The following is a 15482-nucleotide window of genomic DNA, read 5'->3' on the forward strand; positions in this document are numbered from 1 at the left end:
GCGGGTGGTGGTCTTGGTGCCCTGGAAGGCGGTGGCCACCACCGCAACCCCCGCCGAACCCTCCTGCAGTACCCACCCAGCGGCGGTGGACCATGCCGAGACTGTCGGATGGCTTTCATTGGCGCGTCCGGAGGGGCCTGCCCCAAGGGGGCATGACGAGCTTCATGTTGCTGAACCACCAACCGCCTTCCTCCGCCGGCACCCCCCGACCACCGAGCAGGTACATGTCCGTCGCATCACCCGCCCAGACCGTGCCGCGCGCCGGCCTGCTGGCCGGGCTGTGCCTGCTGGGCCTGGCGGTCTTCACCCTGGTGCTGCTCACCGAGACCGTGCCCTTCGTCGTCGAAGTGCACGCCGCCGCACCCGCGACCACGCCGGGCCTGGTGATGCTGGTGGCCAGCCAACTGCTCTGCCTCCCCTTCTTCTGGCTGCCGCGCGGCCGTGTGCCGATGGCCTGGACTGCCCTGGCGCTGCTGCTGGGAGGCCTCTGTCTGGTCTAACTGCGTCGCATCCCCGACAGGCTCGTCCCGTGGATGATCCCCGGCTACTGGTTCCTGGGCGTGCTGACACTGGGCCTGTTGACCCTGAGACGTCGCCGCTGTGCAGCGCTGGCCGTGGTCGGCTGCTCGCTGCTGGCGCTGCAGTCCACCTGGGTGGGAATGCGGCACGGCTGGCAGTGGACCAGCGTGGCCGAGCTGGTCTGGCTGGTGCAGCCGGTGGCCTCGTTGTTCCTGTTCGGCGACAGCCTGGTGTTGGTCACCCGTCAGCGCGACCGGGCCCTGGCCGAACAGGACCGTGCCCAGCGCGAACGACTGTCCACCGAAACCATGGCCGCTACGCGCCGCGAGGCGGCCAGGATGCTGCACGACCATGTGCTCCATGCCCTGCACGCCCTCTCCCGGACCGGGCAGGGGCAGTCGAGCGCGAGGCCCTGTCGAATGTCGCCAGCCACGCCCATGCCCACACGGCCCGGGTGGTCGTCGAGGAGATGGACGTGGGGGTGCGGGTGGTGGTGGCCGACGACGGCTGCGGTTTCGACCCCTCGACGATCCCCGCCGACCGGCTGGGGGTTCTGGGCTCCATCGGGCGCCGGATGGCCGATGCCGGCGGCGCGGCCGTCATGCACACCAGCCCCGGCCAGGGTACCCGTGTGGTGCTCACCTGGCCGCACGCCGGACCGGAGGACCCCCGCCGGGCGTGGACCGTCGCGCCCGACGACCTGAGCCGCCCCCTGCTGGTGCGCACCGCCCTGCCCGGTCTGGCGGCGGGGCTGGTGATGACCTTGCTGATGGCGCCGCGCAGCGCTGGCCCTGGTGGCTGGCCTCGTGTCCGTCCTGCTGGGGCTGCAGGCCATGAGGGTGCTGCGGCGCTCCCCGATGAACCGGATGCTGTTCGCCACCCTGTGCGCCGCTGCGGTGCTGGGCTGGGCCGTGAACCTGTGGCTGGTGCCCCAGTCACCCCGCATCGACTACGCGCTGTGGATGGCCTGGATCTCCTCGACGCTGGTGCACCTGATGGTGCTCTCGCTGAGCCTGCACCTGGGGACCGTGGTGGCCTCGGGCTGGATGCTGTTGCAGGCCACCATGATGCTGCTGCGCTACCGGGACCCGGGGCTGCTGTGGGAGCTGTCCTCGTTGCTGACGGCCGGGGCCGGCGACATCGCGGTCACCCTGCTGGTGCTGCTCTGGGTGCGCACCGTCGCAGAGCAGGCCAGCGGTGCGCTGCAACGTGCCTCACGGCTGCGGATGGCCACGGGCGGGCTGGACCCGGCGGAGCCCTCGGTGCGCGAGACGGCGTGGCTGATGGAGAGCAGCCTGCGAGACGAGCTGTTGCTGGGCCCGTCCCATGCGCCGTTGCTGCGGGTGCCGGTTCCCTCCAGCACGTCTGCGCATGCCGGGTCCGACATCACCGACACGGCGGCCAGGCACGTGTGAGCCACAACCTGGGTCTGTCACACACCGCACTGTTTTTCCCACGATCAGGGGACAAGGACCGTTGACCATGACAGCCATCAGACTCGGAATCGACGGTCCCTCACCTGCCGGACAAACATCGGGCGACTCCGCAGTCACAGGTCTGCCATGCTGGAGATTCCGAGAGCAAACATGTCGGCACCAGCTGACCCGGACCAGCCCTCGGCCACCCCAGTCCAGGACCAGCATCAAGGCCCTCCATGCCCCCACCGATGCCGCGCGCCACAGGAAGCCGCGACGACACGCACTCCGCCCTGCGCGTCCTGGGACTGGCGGTACTGACGCTCAGCGTCGTGATGAGCCTTGCCCCATGTCCTGGCACCTGGCCACCACCGAGCCGGGCCCCTGCCCCGGGCTGGTCCTGCTGGCTGCCAGCCAGGCCATCTGCGGACTGGCCCTCCTGCGCCGCCGCGCGGCGCCCTGGTTGCCTTGGGTGCTCGCAGCACTGGCGATGGCCGGCTTCTGGCTGATGCTGCTGCGCCACGGCAGCTCGGACCCGGTGGGTGGGCCCGGGCTACTGGAGCGTCTCGCTGATGGAGCTGGCCATGGCCACCCTGCCCCGCCGGCAGTACATCGCCCACGCGGCCGGTCTGGTTGCGGCCGACTGCCTGCTGCAGAGCCTGATGGTCCCCCTGGACGACTGGCGCTCGGCAATCGACCTGGTCTGGATCGCCCAGCCGATCCTGCAGGCAACCCTCTTCGTCGACGCGCTGCTGCTGATCGCCGCCTCACGCGACAAGGTGAGCCGCTCGCGCGCGCAGGCCCAGGTGACGGCAATGCAGACGCGCGAACAGAACCAGCGCCGGGGGAGACCAGCCGGCTGCTGCACGACCACGTGCTGCACGCCCTGCACGGGCTGGGGCGCCAGTCGAGCTCGAGCACCCCTGCAGCGACCGTCGAGGACTGCCGGGTGGCCGTCGCTGGCCTGTCGGCCAGGCGCAGCCAGCAACTGCTGTGGTGGCTCGAGGACGTGCTCGCGCCCGGGCTGCGGGTCACCGTCGAAGGTGGTGCGTCGACCCCCTTGCCCCACCCCGTGGCCGCCGCCCTGGCCGAGGCGGTGCACCGCATCACCCGGTCCCTGGCCCGCCGGCGCCCCGCAACCCAGCCGACGGTCGTGGTGCTGCCCCGCGACGGCGGGGTACGGGTGGTCGTCGACAGCCCCCGCAGCCAGACGGCCCACCTGGTGCAGGCCGGCAGCCCGGCCCAGGAGGTGCTCGACGAAGTGGGCGGGGCACTCGCCCACGACGGCACCGGCCTGGTGCCCGAGTGGCCGCGGCGCCACTCCAGCCCGCGCCACCGCCTGGCATGCCAGCCCGGACGACCGCACCCGCCGGGCCCTGCTGCACGCCGTCTGGCCCGGCCTGGTCACCGCGCTGTCCACTGCGGTGCTGGCCGGCACGCACCTGGACGAGACCCGCTCCCTCCTGCCGCTGGGCCTGCTGTGCGCCGCGGTCGGCTTCCACGGCACGCTGCGGATGGTGCAGGGGCCGCTCAGCCGGTTGCTGGTGGCCGTCCTGGTGTTCCTGTCCGTGGTCGCCTGGGGTTGGAACCTGGCTCTGGCCCCCCGCAGACACCCATGAGCCCTACCACCTGTGGCTCGCCTGGGTGGTCTCCTGCCTGATCCACCTGACGGTGCGGGCCTCGACGGTGAGGGTCGGGACCCTGCTGACCATCGTCTGGACCGCGGTGCAGCCCCTGGGCCTGGTGGTCTTCTTCCCCGGTCCCCGCCAGTTGGCGAGCCTCGCCAGCACCGTCACCACCGGCGCCGGCGAGGTGGCCATCATCGTGCTAGTGCTGGCGATCGTGCGCCGCCAGGCGGTAGAGGCGGCCCACGTCGCCACCAGCGCGCGCCGGCTCAATGCCCTGTCTGCCCGCGCCCAGCAGGCCGCCCACCTGGACGACTCGTGGTCCCACCGGGTCACCGAGGAGGCGCTCCCCCTGCTCGCCGCGGAGGCCGATGGCGCCGCCAGCCCCGATGACCCGCCGCAGTCGCTGGCCGGGGCCGCCCGACTGCTGGCCCTGATGGGCGACCCCCCTTCCCGGCCAGGGGCATTGCCGTCGTCGACGAGGACTTCACCCGGCTGGTGCTGCCGCTGCCTGCCGAATCCCGTGAGGCGTCCACCGTCGAGGAGCCCGCTTCCACCTCGGACCTGTGAAGACCGGAGCAGTCGCACTGGGACGTGTGTCCACCCTGAAGACAGGGTGACCGCCAGTGTCGTACGTTCCTTGCCGAGCTCAGATCTGGCTAGTCTGATCGGACGGCTCGGGGCCAGATCAGATGGAGTTCTCCCCATGCCAGCGCGCACCCCCTCAGCCCAGCCCGACTTCGTCACCCCTTCCGAGAAGGCGGTGCACGAGCGGATGATGGCCCAGTTCGACCAGGACAGCCTCGTGCTCGCCGGCGTGCGCGTCAGTGACCAGACCAAGGACCACGAGGCAGACCTGGTGGTGCTGATGCCCAACTCCGGCATCGTCGTGGTGGAGACCAAGGGCAGCCACGTCTGGCACGATGGCGGGAACTGGCGCATCCGCCGCGACGGCACCGACCAGGTGGTCCACCCCGTCGACCAGGCCCGTGACGCGGCCTACGCGCTGCGCCACTATGTCGAGTCCGATCCCCGCTGGGGCAGCCGTGGACGCATCCGGTGGGGCCACCACGTGGTGCTGACCGGCACCTGCCTGGCCGCCGACTTCGCGCTGCCCGACTGCCCCCGCTGGATGGTCACCGGGCGCGGCGATCTGGACCGTCTGGGAGAGCGGGTCTGGGAGACCACCTGGCGTCACCGTACCGACGCCCGGGTGCCGACCCGCGACGACATCGACCTGGTGGAGGAGATCCTCACCGGCCGCGGCCTGCCGCCCCGCGCCGTTGGAGAGCTGGCCGAGGAGCGCGAGCAACGCGCCAACCGGATGACGACCCAGCAGGCGCTGCTGCTGCGCGCCACCCGCCTGCTGCACCGGGTGGAGGTCCGCGGTGGCGCCGGCTCGGGCAAGACGCAGCTGGCCATCCAGCAGGCCAGCGACTTGGCCAGCGGCCGCATCGACCGCCAGCGACGCCGGGTGGCGGTGGTCTGCTACTCCCACGGCCTGGCCCACCATCTGCGGCGCGAGCTGTGCGTCGGCTCGCGCAGCCGCCAACCCGCCTTCGTCGGCACCTTCGAGGAGCTGGGGCGCCGATGGGGGCTGCAGATCCGGGGCGACGAGCCCTCGCACTTCTGGGAGCGGGAGCTCCCAGCGCTGATGGCGGAGGCTGCGCTCACCGTGCCCGAGTCGCAGCGCTTCGATGCGGTCGTGGTCGACGAGGGGCAGGACTTCGCCACCGACTGGTGGCAGCCGCTGCTGCTGGCACTGCGCGAGCCCGACCATGGCGGGCTCCACGTCTTCTCCGACGAGCGGCAGCGGGTCTTCGACCGCCAGGGACGCCCGCCGGTGGCGCTGGTGCCGCTGCTGCTCGACGAGAACCTGCGCAACACCCGCCAGATTGCCGAGGCCTTCGCGCCCCTCGCCCCGCCGATGCGTCCCCGTGGGGAGCCCGGCGCCCAGGTCCGCTTCATCGCCTGCGCTCTCGACGAGGCCGTGACCACTGCCGACGACCAGGTGGAGGCGCTCTTCGACGAGGGCTGGTTCGCCCACGACATCGCGCTGCTGACGATGGGCCGTCGCCACCCGGTGCAGGTGGAGCGCCAGCAGCGGCTGGGACACGAGGGCTACTGGCAGGGCTTCTGGGATGACGAGGACGTCTTCTACGGCCACGTGCTGGGCTTCAAGGGGATGGAGCGACGGGCCGTGGTGCTGTGCGTCAACGTCGAGGCCGACCGCGACCGGGCCGCGGAGATGCTCTACGTGGGACTCTCCCGCGCCACCGACCAGCTGGTCGTGGTGGGCGATCCCGACGTGGTGTGGGCCATCGGCGGTGACGAGGTGGCGCGGCGGCTGGGGATCGGCTGAAGCACCCGTGCCCTGCGGCCGGAAGGGCTCCGCGTAGCCCTGGCTTTTCCTTGTACACATGACCAAGGAGATCCCCCGATGACCAAGTCCGCTGCCCGCCTCGCCGTCCTTGCACTGCTGGCCACGGCCGGCATGGTGCCCGCCCCCCAGGCCGAGGCAGCCAAGGCACCCACCCCCGTGAGGTACGCAAACTGCAAGGCCCTCAACAAGGCCTACCGCTACGGCGTGCGCGCCAAGGCCTCCACCAAGAACAAGGTCGTCTCCAAGGGACGCACCCTGAAGGCCAGCCAGGCCACCGTGAACCAGAAGGCCTACCAGCTCAATGCCAAGGAGCTTGACGCCGACAGGGACGGGATTGCCTGCGAGCATTGAGATCCAGCTCCGCGGCCGTTTCGATGACTGGTTCCCATTTGCCCTGCCACTGTGATATCGCTCACAATTGGTGCGTCATCGACGACCAAGGACCATCCATGCCAGGCACCCAACACCACACCACTCTTCGCTTCCTCGCCGCCCCCATGGAGGGCAACCAGAAGGGCCATGTCGAGGGTGGGACGGTGCTGGCCTGGATCGACAAGGCTGGCTATGCCCAGGCCGTGGCGTGGAGCGGGCGCTACTGCGTCACCGCCTATGTGGGCAATGTGCGCTTCAAGCGGCCCGTGCACGTCGGCGAGCTCGTCGAGGTGCAGGCCCGCATGGTGCACACCGGACGTTCGTCGATGCACATCGTGTGCACCGTCAGCTCCGGCAACCCCCGCACCGGCGAACTCGAGGTCACCTGCCAGTGCCTGATCATCTTCGTGGCCACCGACGGCCACGGGAAGTCGGTGGAGGTGCCCACCTTCGAGGCCCACGACGACTGGGAGCGCGAGCAGCAGCAGGTGGCGATCCGTCGCATCGAGGGCCGCAAGCTGATCGAGAAGGACATGGCCGAGCAGGTCTACACCGACAAGACCGAGGCGCTGCAGACCACGCTGCGATTCCTGGCCAAGCCCGGTGACGTGAACTGGGGCGGCAAGGTGCACGGCGGCATCGTGATGGAGTGGATCGACGAGGCGGCGAACCTGGTGGGCGAGACCTGGCACCAGGACCCGGTGATCGCGGTCTTCGCCGGCGGTGTGCGCTTCTACCGCCCCATCCAGATCGGACACCTGGTGGAGGTGCAGGCGCGCCTGATCCACACCGGGCACTCCTCGATGCACGTCAGTGTGCATGTGCGCTCGGGCGACCCGATGAAGCGCGAGATGGAGCTGACCACACACTGCCTGATGGTGTTGGTGGGGCTGGATCCCGACGGGCGCCACAAGACCTATGTGCGCTCCTGGAACCCGCGTCTGCTGGAGGACATCCACCTGCAGGAGCACGCCAAGCGACTGGTGGACATCCGCGAGGGGCTCGCGCGCACCGCGCCCAAGGAAGTGCCCTACGGGAGTGGCGAATGACCTCCCGTGGCCGGGGGGCGAAGCTGGGCCTGGTGGGCAGCCTGGGCCGTCGCGGGGCACTGCGCCTGGGCGGACTGTCCGTGGCGGCCGCAATGACCACCGTCGGCTGCGGCGCTCGGGGCCCGGCAACCGAGGTGGCGGCGGCCGACGTCCCCGTGGGCAAGGGCCTGGTGCTGCACGAGCAGGGACTCGTGGTCACCCAGCCCGAGGCGGGTCATTTCGAGGCCTTCGACGCCCATTGCACCCACGCGGGCTGCCAGGTGAGCGAGTTCGACGAGCGGGGCATCGTGTGCGTCTGCCATGACAGCGTCTTCTCCACCACCGACGGCTCCGTGCTGCACGGGCCAGCCAAGGAGCCGCTGGCACGCGCACAGGTCACCACCGACGGCGACCGTCTGGTCGTACGGGCCTGAGACCGGCCAGGCGGGGCCTGTGGGACCATGGCCGCAGTGCGGCCCGCAAGGTGCAGGATGGTGCGATGCCGTCCACCCCGCCCCATGGTCCCAGCACACCGCCCGCCACCACCCGCGGGCTAATGAACCTCTCGCCCGCCGAGCAGCTGCGAGCCGGCCGGATGGGGCGACGCATCGTCCAGCTGATGGTGGGGCTGTGGCTCTTCGGCTCCTCGACGGCGATCCTGCTGCGTAGCGGACTGGGGCTGGCTCCCTGGGACGTGCTGCACCAGGGGATCAGCCGCCACGTGCCATTGAGCATCGGCACCGTGGCGATCGTCACCGGAGCCGTGGTGCTGCTGCTGTGGATCCCGCTGCGGGAGTGGCCGGGGCTGGGAACGGTGCTCAACATCGTCGTGATCGGACTCGCCATGGACGCCACCTTGGCGATGCTGCCCCCGACACCTGACGCTTCACCGGCCGGCTGGGCGATGCTGCTGGCAGGCATCGCCATCAATGCCCTGGGCGGGGCTCTCTACATCGGCGCCCAGCTTGGCCCGGGGCCGCGCGACGGCCTGATGACGGCGCTGGCGCGGATCACCGGCCGGGGCGTCGGCCCCATCCGCACCGGCATCGAGGTGACGGTGCTGGCGATCGGCTGGCTGCTCGGCGGCACGGTGGGGGTGGCGACAGTGGTCTTCGCCATCGGCATCGGCCCCTTGGTGCAGCGTTGGCTGCCGGCCTGCACCGTCGAGCTCGACCGCTGAGGGCCGGCACCCGCACCAGCGCCGGCCCCATCCGCGCTCCTCAACGACTCAGGGCTTGAGGACCACCTTCAGGCAGCCGTCGGACTTGGTCTGGAAGGTCTTGTAGGCCTCGGCCGCCTGGTCCAGCGGCAGGTGGTGGGTGGCCAGCGACTCCAGCCCCAGCACGTCCTCGGTCTGGTTGGCGATCTCGAAGAGCTCATCGGTCCAGCGCTGCACGTGGCACTGGCCCATCCGCAGGGTGAGGCCCTTGTCAAACATCTGCAGCAGCGGCATCGGGTCGGCGGCTCCGCCGTAGACGCCGCTGATCGAGACGGTGCCGCCACGACGAGCCAGCTCCAGGCTCAGGTGCAGCGCGGCCAGACGGTCGATGCCGACCTTCTCGAAGGCGAGGCGGGCCGCCGGGCCCGGCAGGTGGCTGGTCGCGGTGACGATCTTCTCCGAGACGGGATTGCCGTGGGCCTCCATGCCGACCGCGTCGAGCACGCTGTCGGCGCCGCGCCCGTCGGTGAGGTCCTTCACAGCGGCGACGACGTCCTTGGTCTGCGCGGAGTTGATGACCACGGCACCAGCCTGCTCGGCCCTGGCCAGCCGCTCGGGCACCAGGTCGATGCCGATCACCTGCTTCACGCCACGGTGCAGGGCGCTGCGCACGGCCAGCTGGCCCACCGGGCCGAGCCCGACCACGGCCAGCGTGCCGCCCTCGGGCACGTCGGCGTAGACCACACCCTGCCATGCGGTGGGCAGGATGTCGGACAGGTAGAGGTAGCGCTCGTCGGGGTGACCGTCGTGGGGAACCTTGACGGGTCCGAAGTCGGCGTGCGGCACCCTGACCATCTCGGCCTGGCCGCCGGGCACGCGCCCATAGAGGCTGGTGTAGCCGAACAGGCTGGCGCCCATGCCCTGGTCGACATTTTGGGTGGTCTCGCACTGCGCGAACAGGCCGCGCCGGCACATCCAGCAGTGGCCGCAGGAGATGGTGAAGGGCACGACGACCCGGTCGCCGACCGCGAGATTCTGCACCCCGCTGCCGACCTCTTCGACGATGCCCATGAATTCGTGGCCCAGCACGTCGCCGGGTGTCAGGTACGGGGCGAGCACCTTGTAGAGGTGGAGGTCGGAGCCACAGATCGCGGTGGACGTGACGCGCACGATCGCATCAGTGGGCTCCTGGATGACCGGATCGGCCACCTCGCGCACCTGGACGTCCTCGATTCCCTGCCATGTGAGTGCCTTCATGCCCCCTACCCTAGGCAGGCCGGTCCGTCGGGGCGTCCCCCTCGAGGGGTGGTTGCCTACGCCACGGGTGAATCCGGGGGATGGAGCGTCCGGAGACCCGGCTTGGACGCCCGGGCCCCACGGCGGGAGACTGAGGGGATGAACACGCCTCGTCCCCGCGCACCCCAGCCCCGGGTCATGGCGGCCGCCGACGACCGCACCGTCTCGCGCCAGCTGGCCCGCCACCTGCGCGTCATCTCCGAGCTGCTCGACGAACGGGGCCGCCCCATCCAGGCCGACGAGCTGGCCGAACGGATCGGCGTCTCGTTGCGCACCATGGAGCGTGACATCGAGCAGATCCGTGCTGCGGGAATCCCCCTGCACGGCCGTGGGGGACGCCAGGGCGGCATCTGGCTGGACATCTCGCGCGAGCATCCCGAGGTGCGCCTCGACGTGGAACAGGTCCTCGGGCTGTTGCTGGCCCTGGGCGCCCACCCGAACTCCCTGTCGGGTCCGATGTCCGGCACCATCGGGGCACTGCATGCGCAGTTGGAGGGACCGCGCCTGTTCTGAGCCTCCACACGGCGCGGTGCACTCCGCTGTGACCGCCCCGCCACGGAGGGTTCCGCCGATGCCGGGAACCCGCCCCGTGAGCTCCCCCCGTCCAGCTGCCGGCCCTGCTGGACGCGCCGACCGGCCACTCCCCGAGAAGGTTTCGGTGTCCCACCCCATGACCCCCGATACGCCGGCCCACGCCAGGCGCGACTGGCGCGATGACGTAGGCCAGGGGTTCCGGGTGGGGGCGCTGGCCACCCTGGTCTTCGAGCTGCTCTTCGCCCTCGCACCGTTGGTGCCCTCCATGGCCTGTTCACGCCGGGACACATGGTGGGCGTCGCCCTCTGGGTGACCAGCTGGGTGGTGACCGCGGCCCGTCTGCTGCGGCGTCGCCGCCCCACGTCCTGGCTGGTGGTGTAGCGGGGACTGCTGACCGCGGGCCATGCGATCCTGCTCACCGCGCGGCTCATCGACGAGTTCCTGGTGGCCTATCCCACCGCGATCATCATGGTCTACACCGTCGGGCTGCTGCTGATGGCCGAGCACTACGACGAGCGCAGCACCATGGCCCGCGAGGCCAGCCGGGCCCATGCCGACCAGCGCACCGAGCACGACGGCCGGCGCGAGGCGGCGCGGCTGCTGCACGACCCCGTGCTGCACGCCCTGCACTCCATCGGCAGCCCCGCGAGCACGTCAGCGGGCAGGACGCCATCGAGGAGTGCGTGGTGGCCATCGAGGCGATCGACCAGCCCGCCGAGGGGGCGGGGATGATGGACCTCAGGGCCCTGCTGCTGTCCGATCCTGCCACCGAACGGCTCGCGGCCCCCGTCCTGGGGCAGGTGGAGCCGATCCCTCCAGGTGTGGCGGCCGCGATCGCCTCGGCAGCCCACGAGGCCCTGGTGAACGTGGAGCGCCATGCCCGTGCCCGCTCCTGGCGCGTCGAGCTGAGCTCGCTGGGACAGAAGGGCTGTGAGGTGCGCGTTGTCGACGACGGCAGGGGCTTCGACACCACCCAGAACTTCCGTGGCCGGCTGGGCCTGAGGCGCTCGGTGGTAGAGCGTCTCGACGACATCGGCGGCCAGGCCGTGGTGCGCTCCAGCCCCGGCACCGGCACCGTCGTGACGCTGGTCTGGCCGCGACCCGAGGCCAGCACCTCGCTCGGCCTGCCGGCCATGGGCCCCGGCCTCCAGGCCGATTGGGGCAGCCGCCGGATGATGGCCCTGATGGTGACCCCGGGACTGGTGCTCACCACCGTGATGTGTGTGCTGGCCGGACCGCAGATGCTGCACTTCCATCTCAGCGGTGCGGTGACCATGGTGTGCATGGCCGCGGGTGCCTGGTGCTGTATGCATCTGGCGCGCCGTCCCCTGTCGCGCCCGGGGTTGTGGGCGCTGCTGGTCCTGACGCTCGGGACCTGGCTGGTGAACCTGCTGACCACGCCCCACGACGTGACCGATGTGTACATGCTGTGGATGTCCTGGGGGCTGCCCCGATGACGTAGCTGGTGATGATGACCCGCCCGCCCCGCGCCGCGGCCCGCATCGGCATCGCCATGGTGGTGGTGCTGCACGTCAGCGTCCTGGCCCACTTCGGCCTGCGCTACAGCTTCCTGCACTTCGTCAGCGGCGGCAACCTGGTGACCAGCATCATCGTGCTGATCGCGTACCAGTCGCTGTACCTCGCGCAGAGGATCGCGACGGCGGCCGCGAGCCAGCAGCAGCTGGCGGAATTGACCCGCCGCGACACCGCCAGGCTGGGCCAAAGGGCCTGACTGGGACAGTTCTGGTCGGCAAGGGTCACGCAGGAAGTGCTGCCCCTGTTGCGTTCCATTGCTACTGGCGAGCTTTGTGCCGGCGACGAACAGGTCCGCCAGACGGCCCGGAAAATGGAGTCCTCGCTGCGTGACGAACTGCTGCTGGACCCCGGTGAGCACGGCCTGGGCGAGCACCTGGCACGGCTGCGCGGCCAGGGCTGGCAGGTGCACTCGACGCTCACCTCGGAGGAGCCACCGGGAGTGCTGGGTGCTGCGGCACGCATCGTCGCCCTGCTCGGGCCCGCCACCGGCCCGAGTCAGGTGCTCACCCTCAGCTCCAATGGCACCAACGCGACGGCCGTCATGGTGGGCACCGATGAGGAACAGGCCTCCTTGTGGAGGACGAAGTTGGACGAATTCGGTGGGATTATGGGCTCAGACCACGATTTTCTCAGAATGACGGTGGAGGCACGATGAACAATCCCCTTCGGCTTGCAGCCCTGGACGACCACCCGGTCGTCCTGGCAGGACTCAAGGCCGTCGAACAGGTGAGCGCGGGGGAGCTGAAGATCGTCCATTCAGTCACCGAGCCGGAAGAGCTCTATCGACTGGTGGTGGAGATGCCCGTTGACGTGGCCCTGGTGGACCTGCAGCTCAAGGACGGGCTGAAGGGTCCCGAGGTGGTGGAGCGGCTCGACGAGCTGGGCGTGCCCAGCGTCGTCTACACCGCAGAGCTGCGGCCGCTGCCGATCCGTCGCGCGATGGCAGCCGGCGCCCTCGGCCTGGCGCTCAAGAATGACCCCTTGGACGGCCTGATCCGCACCATCCAGGGCGCCGCGGCCCGGGAGTTCGCCGTCAGCAGCCAGCTGGCCGACGTGCTGATCAAGGATCCGAGTCTGACGCCGAAGCTGGCACCGCGCGAGATCGAGGCGCTGGAGCTGCTGCACCAGGGCATTCCGCGCAAGTCGGTGGGGCGCCTGATGAATCCTCCGGCCTCCGAGTCGACGGTGGACACCTACCTGCGCCGCGTCTCGGGCAAGTACCGCCAGCTGGGCCGCACCGTGCACGGGGTTCCCGACGCACTGAGCCACGCCGAGCGGGACGGCTACTTCGAGGGCTGAGCCCCGCGAGTGGCCCTGGCGCCCCGGGTCAGGGTGCGGGTCTGGGCAGGAGCTGACCGACGCGGTGGGCTTGGGGGGGCTCCCCCGAGCCCGCTCACGTGGTGCGGTGCTGTCGCCAAGCGACCAAACTCCCCCGAGTTCTGCTCCACCCCCACGATCACGCCCACTGTCGGCACAGATCTCGTCACGATGGGCACTTGCCCCTCGTGGCCTCCCCCGAAGTCGATCCGCGTCCAGACCAGCGGGCATCCCACCGCGCCGGTGCTGCAAGCATAGATCGGGCTTTCACTTCACACATGTCCCCTGAACGCGTGACACCTGTCCGCGCGCCCGCGACCCCACTGGGTCGGCCCCTCGCGCGAGAGATCACTCCCGAAAGGTCTCAGACCAGGTCCGGCAGGCCCATCCCGTCCGCCATCCGGACGAAGTCGGCACGCTCCAGCGCACCGGCCCCCTGCGGCAGCACGCCCAGCAGCGGCACCCCACAGACCACGGGCAGTTCGTCGGCATTGAGCCGGGTGGCGAGGTCCGGCTCCTGCGGCCAGCTGCCGCCCAACAGGCCCAGCATCTGCAGCCCGCGGCTCCTGCCAGTCTCGACGGTGAGCTCGGCCAGGTTCAGCGATCCCAGCCCGGTGGAGGTGACCACCAGCAGCGGTGCGGCCAGCTCGAGCGCCAGGTCGGCGAGCGTCCAGTCGTCCGCCAGTCGGACCAGCAGGCCCCCCGCGCCCTCGACGAGCACCACGTCGTACTGCCGTTCGAGCTCGCGCACCCAGTCCGCCACCTCGGCGAGCACCGCCTGGGGCATGCCGGCCCGTCGCGCCGACAGGTTCGGGGCCAAGGGCTCGGGATAGCGCACGAACTCGGCCGTGGGCAACCCGGTCAACCGGGTGATGGTGACGGCATCCCCGCTGCCGTCCGGCTCACCGGTCTGCAGCGGCTTGGCGCACACCACGTCGAGCCCGCGCGAGGCCAGCACGCTGGCGACGGCGGCGGTGGCGATGGTCTTGCCCACGTCGGTGTTGGTGCCGGTGACCACGATGACGGCCATGTCAGTCCTCTCCCTGTCGTGTCGTGCCCTGGCCTGTCGGGGCATGCCCCGGGTTGGCCTGGCGGGCCTGTCCGGCCCGGACGGCCGCCCTCAGGCCGCGGCAGATCTGGTCCACCTCCTCGGTGGTGCTGGTGAAGGGCGGCATGCAGTAGACCAGCCGCCCGAAGGGCCGCAACCACACGCCCTGGGCGACGGCGGCGTCGGTGGCTGCGGCCATGTCCACCGGCCGGTCCAGTTCCACCACCCCGATGGCCCCGAGCACTCGGACATCGGCCACGCCGGGCAGGCCGTCCAGCTCGTCGAGCCCGGCGCGCAGCTCTGTTTCGATCCGCGGCACGGTGCTGCGCCAGTAGCCGTCGGCCACCAGCTCCAGCGAGGCCGCGGCGACGCGACAGGCCAGCGGGTTGGCCATGAAGGTGGGGCCATGCATGAGCACGCCACCACCGTCGGCGCTGCAGATGGCGGCGGCCACGCGCTCGGTGGTGATGGTGGCGGCCAGGCTCATGAATCCGCCGGTCAGCCCCTTGCCGACGCACAGCACGTCCGGCGTGATGCCGGCGGCGCTGGTGGCGAACAGCTCGCCGGTGCGACCGAAGCCGGTGGCGATCTCGTCGGCCACCAGCAGCAGGCCGTGGCGGTCGCACAGCTCGCGCACCCCCACCAGGAGCTCGTGGTCGTGGAAGCGCATGCCGCCCGCCCCCTGCACCACCGGTTCGATGATGATGGCGGCGATCGTCTCGTCCACCAGCGCCTCCAGCTGGCGCAGGTAGGCCGCGCGCTCGTCGGGGCTGGAGCCGCGCACCGGCGGCGGTGGCGCGAAGACCTGCTGGGCGAGGGCCCCCCGCCACAGGGAGTGCATCCCGCCGTCGGGGTCGCAGACACTCATCGCGGCGAAGGTGTCGCCGTGGTAGCCGCTGCGCCAGGTGAGCAGCCGGGAGCGCTCGGGATGCCCGATGCCGCGCTGGTACTGCAGCGCCATCTTGATCGCCACCTCGACGCTCACCGAGCCGGAGTCGGACAGGAAGACCTTGGTGAGGGGCTCGTCGGTGAGCTCCACCAGCGCGCGGGCCAACAGGGCGGCGGGCTCGTGGGTGAGCCCGCCGAACATGACATGGCTCATCGCGTCCACCTGGTCGTGGGCGGCGGCCACCAGGTGCGGGTGCGAGTGGCCGTGGCAGGCGGCCCACCAGGAGCTCATGCCGTCGATGAGGCTGCGGCCGTCGGCCAGGTGCAGGCGCACTCCCTCGGTCGAGGCGACGGGCAGGTTG

17 protein-coding genes and 1 pseudogene are annotated in these 15482 nt (G+C 70.8%); 15 read left to right on the top strand and 3 right to left on the bottom strand.

Going from position 1 to position 15482, the window contains the following annotated elements; translation table 11 throughout:
- Positions 1 to 224 precede the first annotated feature (224 nt).
- The 9 genes and pseudogenes from ACHFFZ_RS12095 to ACHFFZ_RS12135 all read left to right on the top strand — a co-directional run bounded on the left by ACHFFZ_RS12095 (position 225) and on the right by ACHFFZ_RS12135 (position 8522).
- Positions 225 to 500, top strand: coding sequence for a hypothetical protein (locus ACHFFZ_RS12095; RefSeq protein ID WP_394276862.1), 276 nt, complete (start codon positions 225 to 227; stop codon positions 498 to 500).
- 176 nt (positions 501 to 676) lie between these two features.
- Positions 677 to 1159, top strand: a pseudogene (locus tag ACHFFZ_RS12100) (sensor histidine kinase); the annotation flags it as partial.
- A 166-nt stretch (positions 1160 to 1325) separates the two neighbouring features.
- The gene (locus ACHFFZ_RS12105) at positions 1326 to 1934 is read left to right on the top strand and encodes a hypothetical protein (protein ID WP_394276863.1); all 609 of its coding nucleotides are present in this window, start codon (positions 1326 to 1328) and stop codon (positions 1932 to 1934) included.
- A gap of 584 nt (positions 1935 to 2518) precedes the next feature.
- Entirely contained in the window at positions 2519 to 3553 is a 1035-nt protein-coding gene (locus tag ACHFFZ_RS12110) for a hypothetical protein (protein ID WP_394276864.1), read from the top strand.
- Between the two features lie 25 nt (positions 3554 to 3578).
- On the top strand, positions 3579 to 5921 hold the full coding sequence (locus ACHFFZ_RS12115) for an NERD domain-containing protein (RefSeq protein ID WP_394276865.1): 2343 nt from the start codon (positions 3579 to 3581) through the stop codon (positions 5919 to 5921).
- 78 nt (positions 5922 to 5999) lie between these two features.
- Positions 6000 to 6293, top strand: a complete 294-nt coding sequence (locus tag ACHFFZ_RS12120) for an excalibur calcium-binding domain-containing protein (protein WP_394276866.1) — start codon at positions 6000 to 6002, stop codon at positions 6291 to 6293.
- A gap of 98 nt (positions 6294 to 6391) precedes the next feature.
- Positions 6392 to 7363: an acyl-CoA thioesterase gene (locus ACHFFZ_RS12125; RefSeq protein ID WP_394276867.1), complete on the top strand. Its 972-nt coding sequence runs from the start codon at positions 6392 to 6394 to the stop codon at positions 7361 to 7363.
- Positions 7360 to 7776: a ubiquinol-cytochrome c reductase iron-sulfur subunit gene (locus tag ACHFFZ_RS12130; protein WP_394276868.1), complete on the top strand. Its 417-nt coding sequence runs from the start codon at positions 7360 to 7362 to the stop codon at positions 7774 to 7776. Before ACHFFZ_RS12125 ends, ACHFFZ_RS12130 begins: the two co-directional genes overlap by 4 nt.
- Positions 7777 to 7841: 65 nt before the next feature.
- On the top strand, positions 7842 to 8522 hold the full coding sequence (locus tag ACHFFZ_RS12135) for a YitT family protein (protein WP_394276869.1): 681 nt from the start codon (positions 7842 to 7844) through the stop codon (positions 8520 to 8522).
- 48 nt (positions 8523 to 8570) lie between these two features.
- Here the strand turns inward: ACHFFZ_RS12135 and ACHFFZ_RS12140 are convergent, their stop codons facing one another.
- Positions 8571 to 9758, bottom strand: coding sequence for a zinc-dependent alcohol dehydrogenase (locus ACHFFZ_RS12140; protein ID WP_394276870.1), 1188 nt, complete (start codon positions 9756 to 9758; stop codon positions 8571 to 8573).
- Between the two features lie 138 nt (positions 9759 to 9896).
- On the opposite strand from ACHFFZ_RS12140, the gene ACHFFZ_RS12145 reads away from it, so the two are divergent.
- The 6 genes from ACHFFZ_RS12145 to ACHFFZ_RS12170 all read left to right on the top strand — a co-directional run bounded on the left by ACHFFZ_RS12145 (position 9897) and on the right by ACHFFZ_RS12170 (position 13166).
- On the top strand, positions 9897 to 10310 hold the full coding sequence (locus ACHFFZ_RS12145) for an HTH domain-containing protein (RefSeq protein ID WP_394276871.1): 414 nt from the start codon (positions 9897 to 9899) through the stop codon (positions 10308 to 10310).
- A gap of 465 nt (positions 10311 to 10775) precedes the next feature.
- Positions 10776 to 11063, top strand: a complete 288-nt coding sequence (locus tag ACHFFZ_RS12150; RefSeq protein ID WP_394276872.1) for a hypothetical protein — start codon at positions 10776 to 10778, stop codon at positions 11061 to 11063.
- Positions 11018 to 11788 (top strand): sensor histidine kinase, encoded by a 771-nt coding sequence (locus ACHFFZ_RS12155; protein WP_394276873.1) that lies wholly within the window; start codon positions 11018 to 11020, stop codon positions 11786 to 11788. Before ACHFFZ_RS12150 ends, ACHFFZ_RS12155 begins: the two co-directional genes overlap by 46 nt.
- Positions 11789 to 11796: 8 nt before the next feature.
- Positions 11797 to 12063 (top strand): hypothetical protein, encoded by a 267-nt coding sequence (locus ACHFFZ_RS12160; protein WP_394276874.1) that lies wholly within the window; start codon positions 11797 to 11799, stop codon positions 12061 to 12063.
- A gap of 114 nt (positions 12064 to 12177) precedes the next feature.
- A complete protein-coding gene (locus ACHFFZ_RS12165; RefSeq protein WP_394276875.1) occupies positions 12178 to 12522 on the top strand; it encodes a hypothetical protein in 345 nt (114 codons plus the stop codon).
- Positions 12519 to 13166, top strand: a complete 648-nt coding sequence (locus tag ACHFFZ_RS12170) for a response regulator (RefSeq protein WP_394276876.1) — start codon at positions 12519 to 12521, stop codon at positions 13164 to 13166. The genes ACHFFZ_RS12165 and ACHFFZ_RS12170 overlap by 4 nt, the downstream gene beginning before the upstream one ends.
- Positions 13167 to 13548: 382 nt before the next feature.
- Here ACHFFZ_RS12170 and bioD read toward each other — a convergent pair whose 3' ends face one another.
- Together bioD and ACHFFZ_RS12180 are read right to left on the bottom strand one after the other, a co-directional pair.
- A complete protein-coding gene (bioD, locus tag ACHFFZ_RS12175; protein WP_394276877.1) occupies positions 13549 to 14214 on the bottom strand; it encodes a dethiobiotin synthase in 666 nt (221 codons plus the stop codon).
- A 1-nt stretch (position 14215) separates the two neighbouring features.
- Positions 14216 to 15482: adenosylmethionine--8-amino-7-oxononanoate transaminase (locus tag ACHFFZ_RS12180; RefSeq protein ID WP_394276878.1), on the bottom strand; the 1267-nt coding region annotated here is incomplete at its 5' end.

The organism is Luteococcus sp., assembly GCF_043424415.1.
Lineage (GTDB): Bacteria > Actinomycetota > Actinomycetes > Propionibacteriales > Propionibacteriaceae > Luteococcus.

What these genes read in the sequence shown, in the direction of transcription:
- ACHFFZ_RS12095 (WP_394276862.1), top strand. Translation starts at nt 225, where the DNA reads ATGTCCGTCGCATCACCCGCCCAGACCGTGCCGCGCGCCGGCCTGCTG.
- ACHFFZ_RS12110 (WP_394276864.1), top strand. Translation starts at nt 2,519, where the DNA reads ATGGCCACCCTGCCCCGCCGGCAGTACATCGCCCACGCGGCCGGTCTG.
- ACHFFZ_RS12120 (WP_394276866.1), top strand. Translation starts at nt 6,000, where the DNA reads ATGACCAAGTCCGCTGCCCGCCTCGCCGTCCTTGCACTGCTGGCCACG.
- ACHFFZ_RS12125 (WP_394276867.1), top strand. Translation starts at nt 6,392, where the DNA reads ATGCCAGGCACCCAACACCACACCACTCTTCGCTTCCTCGCCGCCCCC.
- ACHFFZ_RS12130 (WP_394276868.1), top strand. Translation starts at nt 7,360, where the DNA reads ATGACCTCCCGTGGCCGGGGGGCGAAGCTGGGCCTGGTGGGCAGCCTG.
- ACHFFZ_RS12135 (WP_394276869.1), top strand. Translation starts at nt 7,842, where the DNA reads ATGCCGTCCACCCCGCCCCATGGTCCCAGCACACCGCCCGCCACCACC.
- ACHFFZ_RS12140 (WP_394276870.1), bottom strand. Translation starts at nt 9,758, where the DNA reads ATGAAGGCACTCACATGGCAGGGAATCGAGGACGTCCAGGTGCGCGAG.
- ACHFFZ_RS12145 (WP_394276871.1), top strand. Translation starts at nt 9,897, where the DNA reads ATGAACACGCCTCGTCCCCGCGCACCCCAGCCCCGGGTCATGGCGGCC.
- ACHFFZ_RS12165 (WP_394276875.1), top strand. Translation starts at nt 12,178, where the DNA reads ATGGAGTCCTCGCTGCGTGACGAACTGCTGCTGGACCCCGGTGAGCAC.
- ACHFFZ_RS12170 (WP_394276876.1), top strand. Translation starts at nt 12,519, where the DNA reads ATGAACAATCCCCTTCGGCTTGCAGCCCTGGACGACCACCCGGTCGTC.
- bioD (WP_394276877.1), bottom strand. Translation starts at nt 14,214, where the DNA reads ATGGCCGTCATCGTGGTCACCGGCACCAACACCGACGTGGGCAAGACC.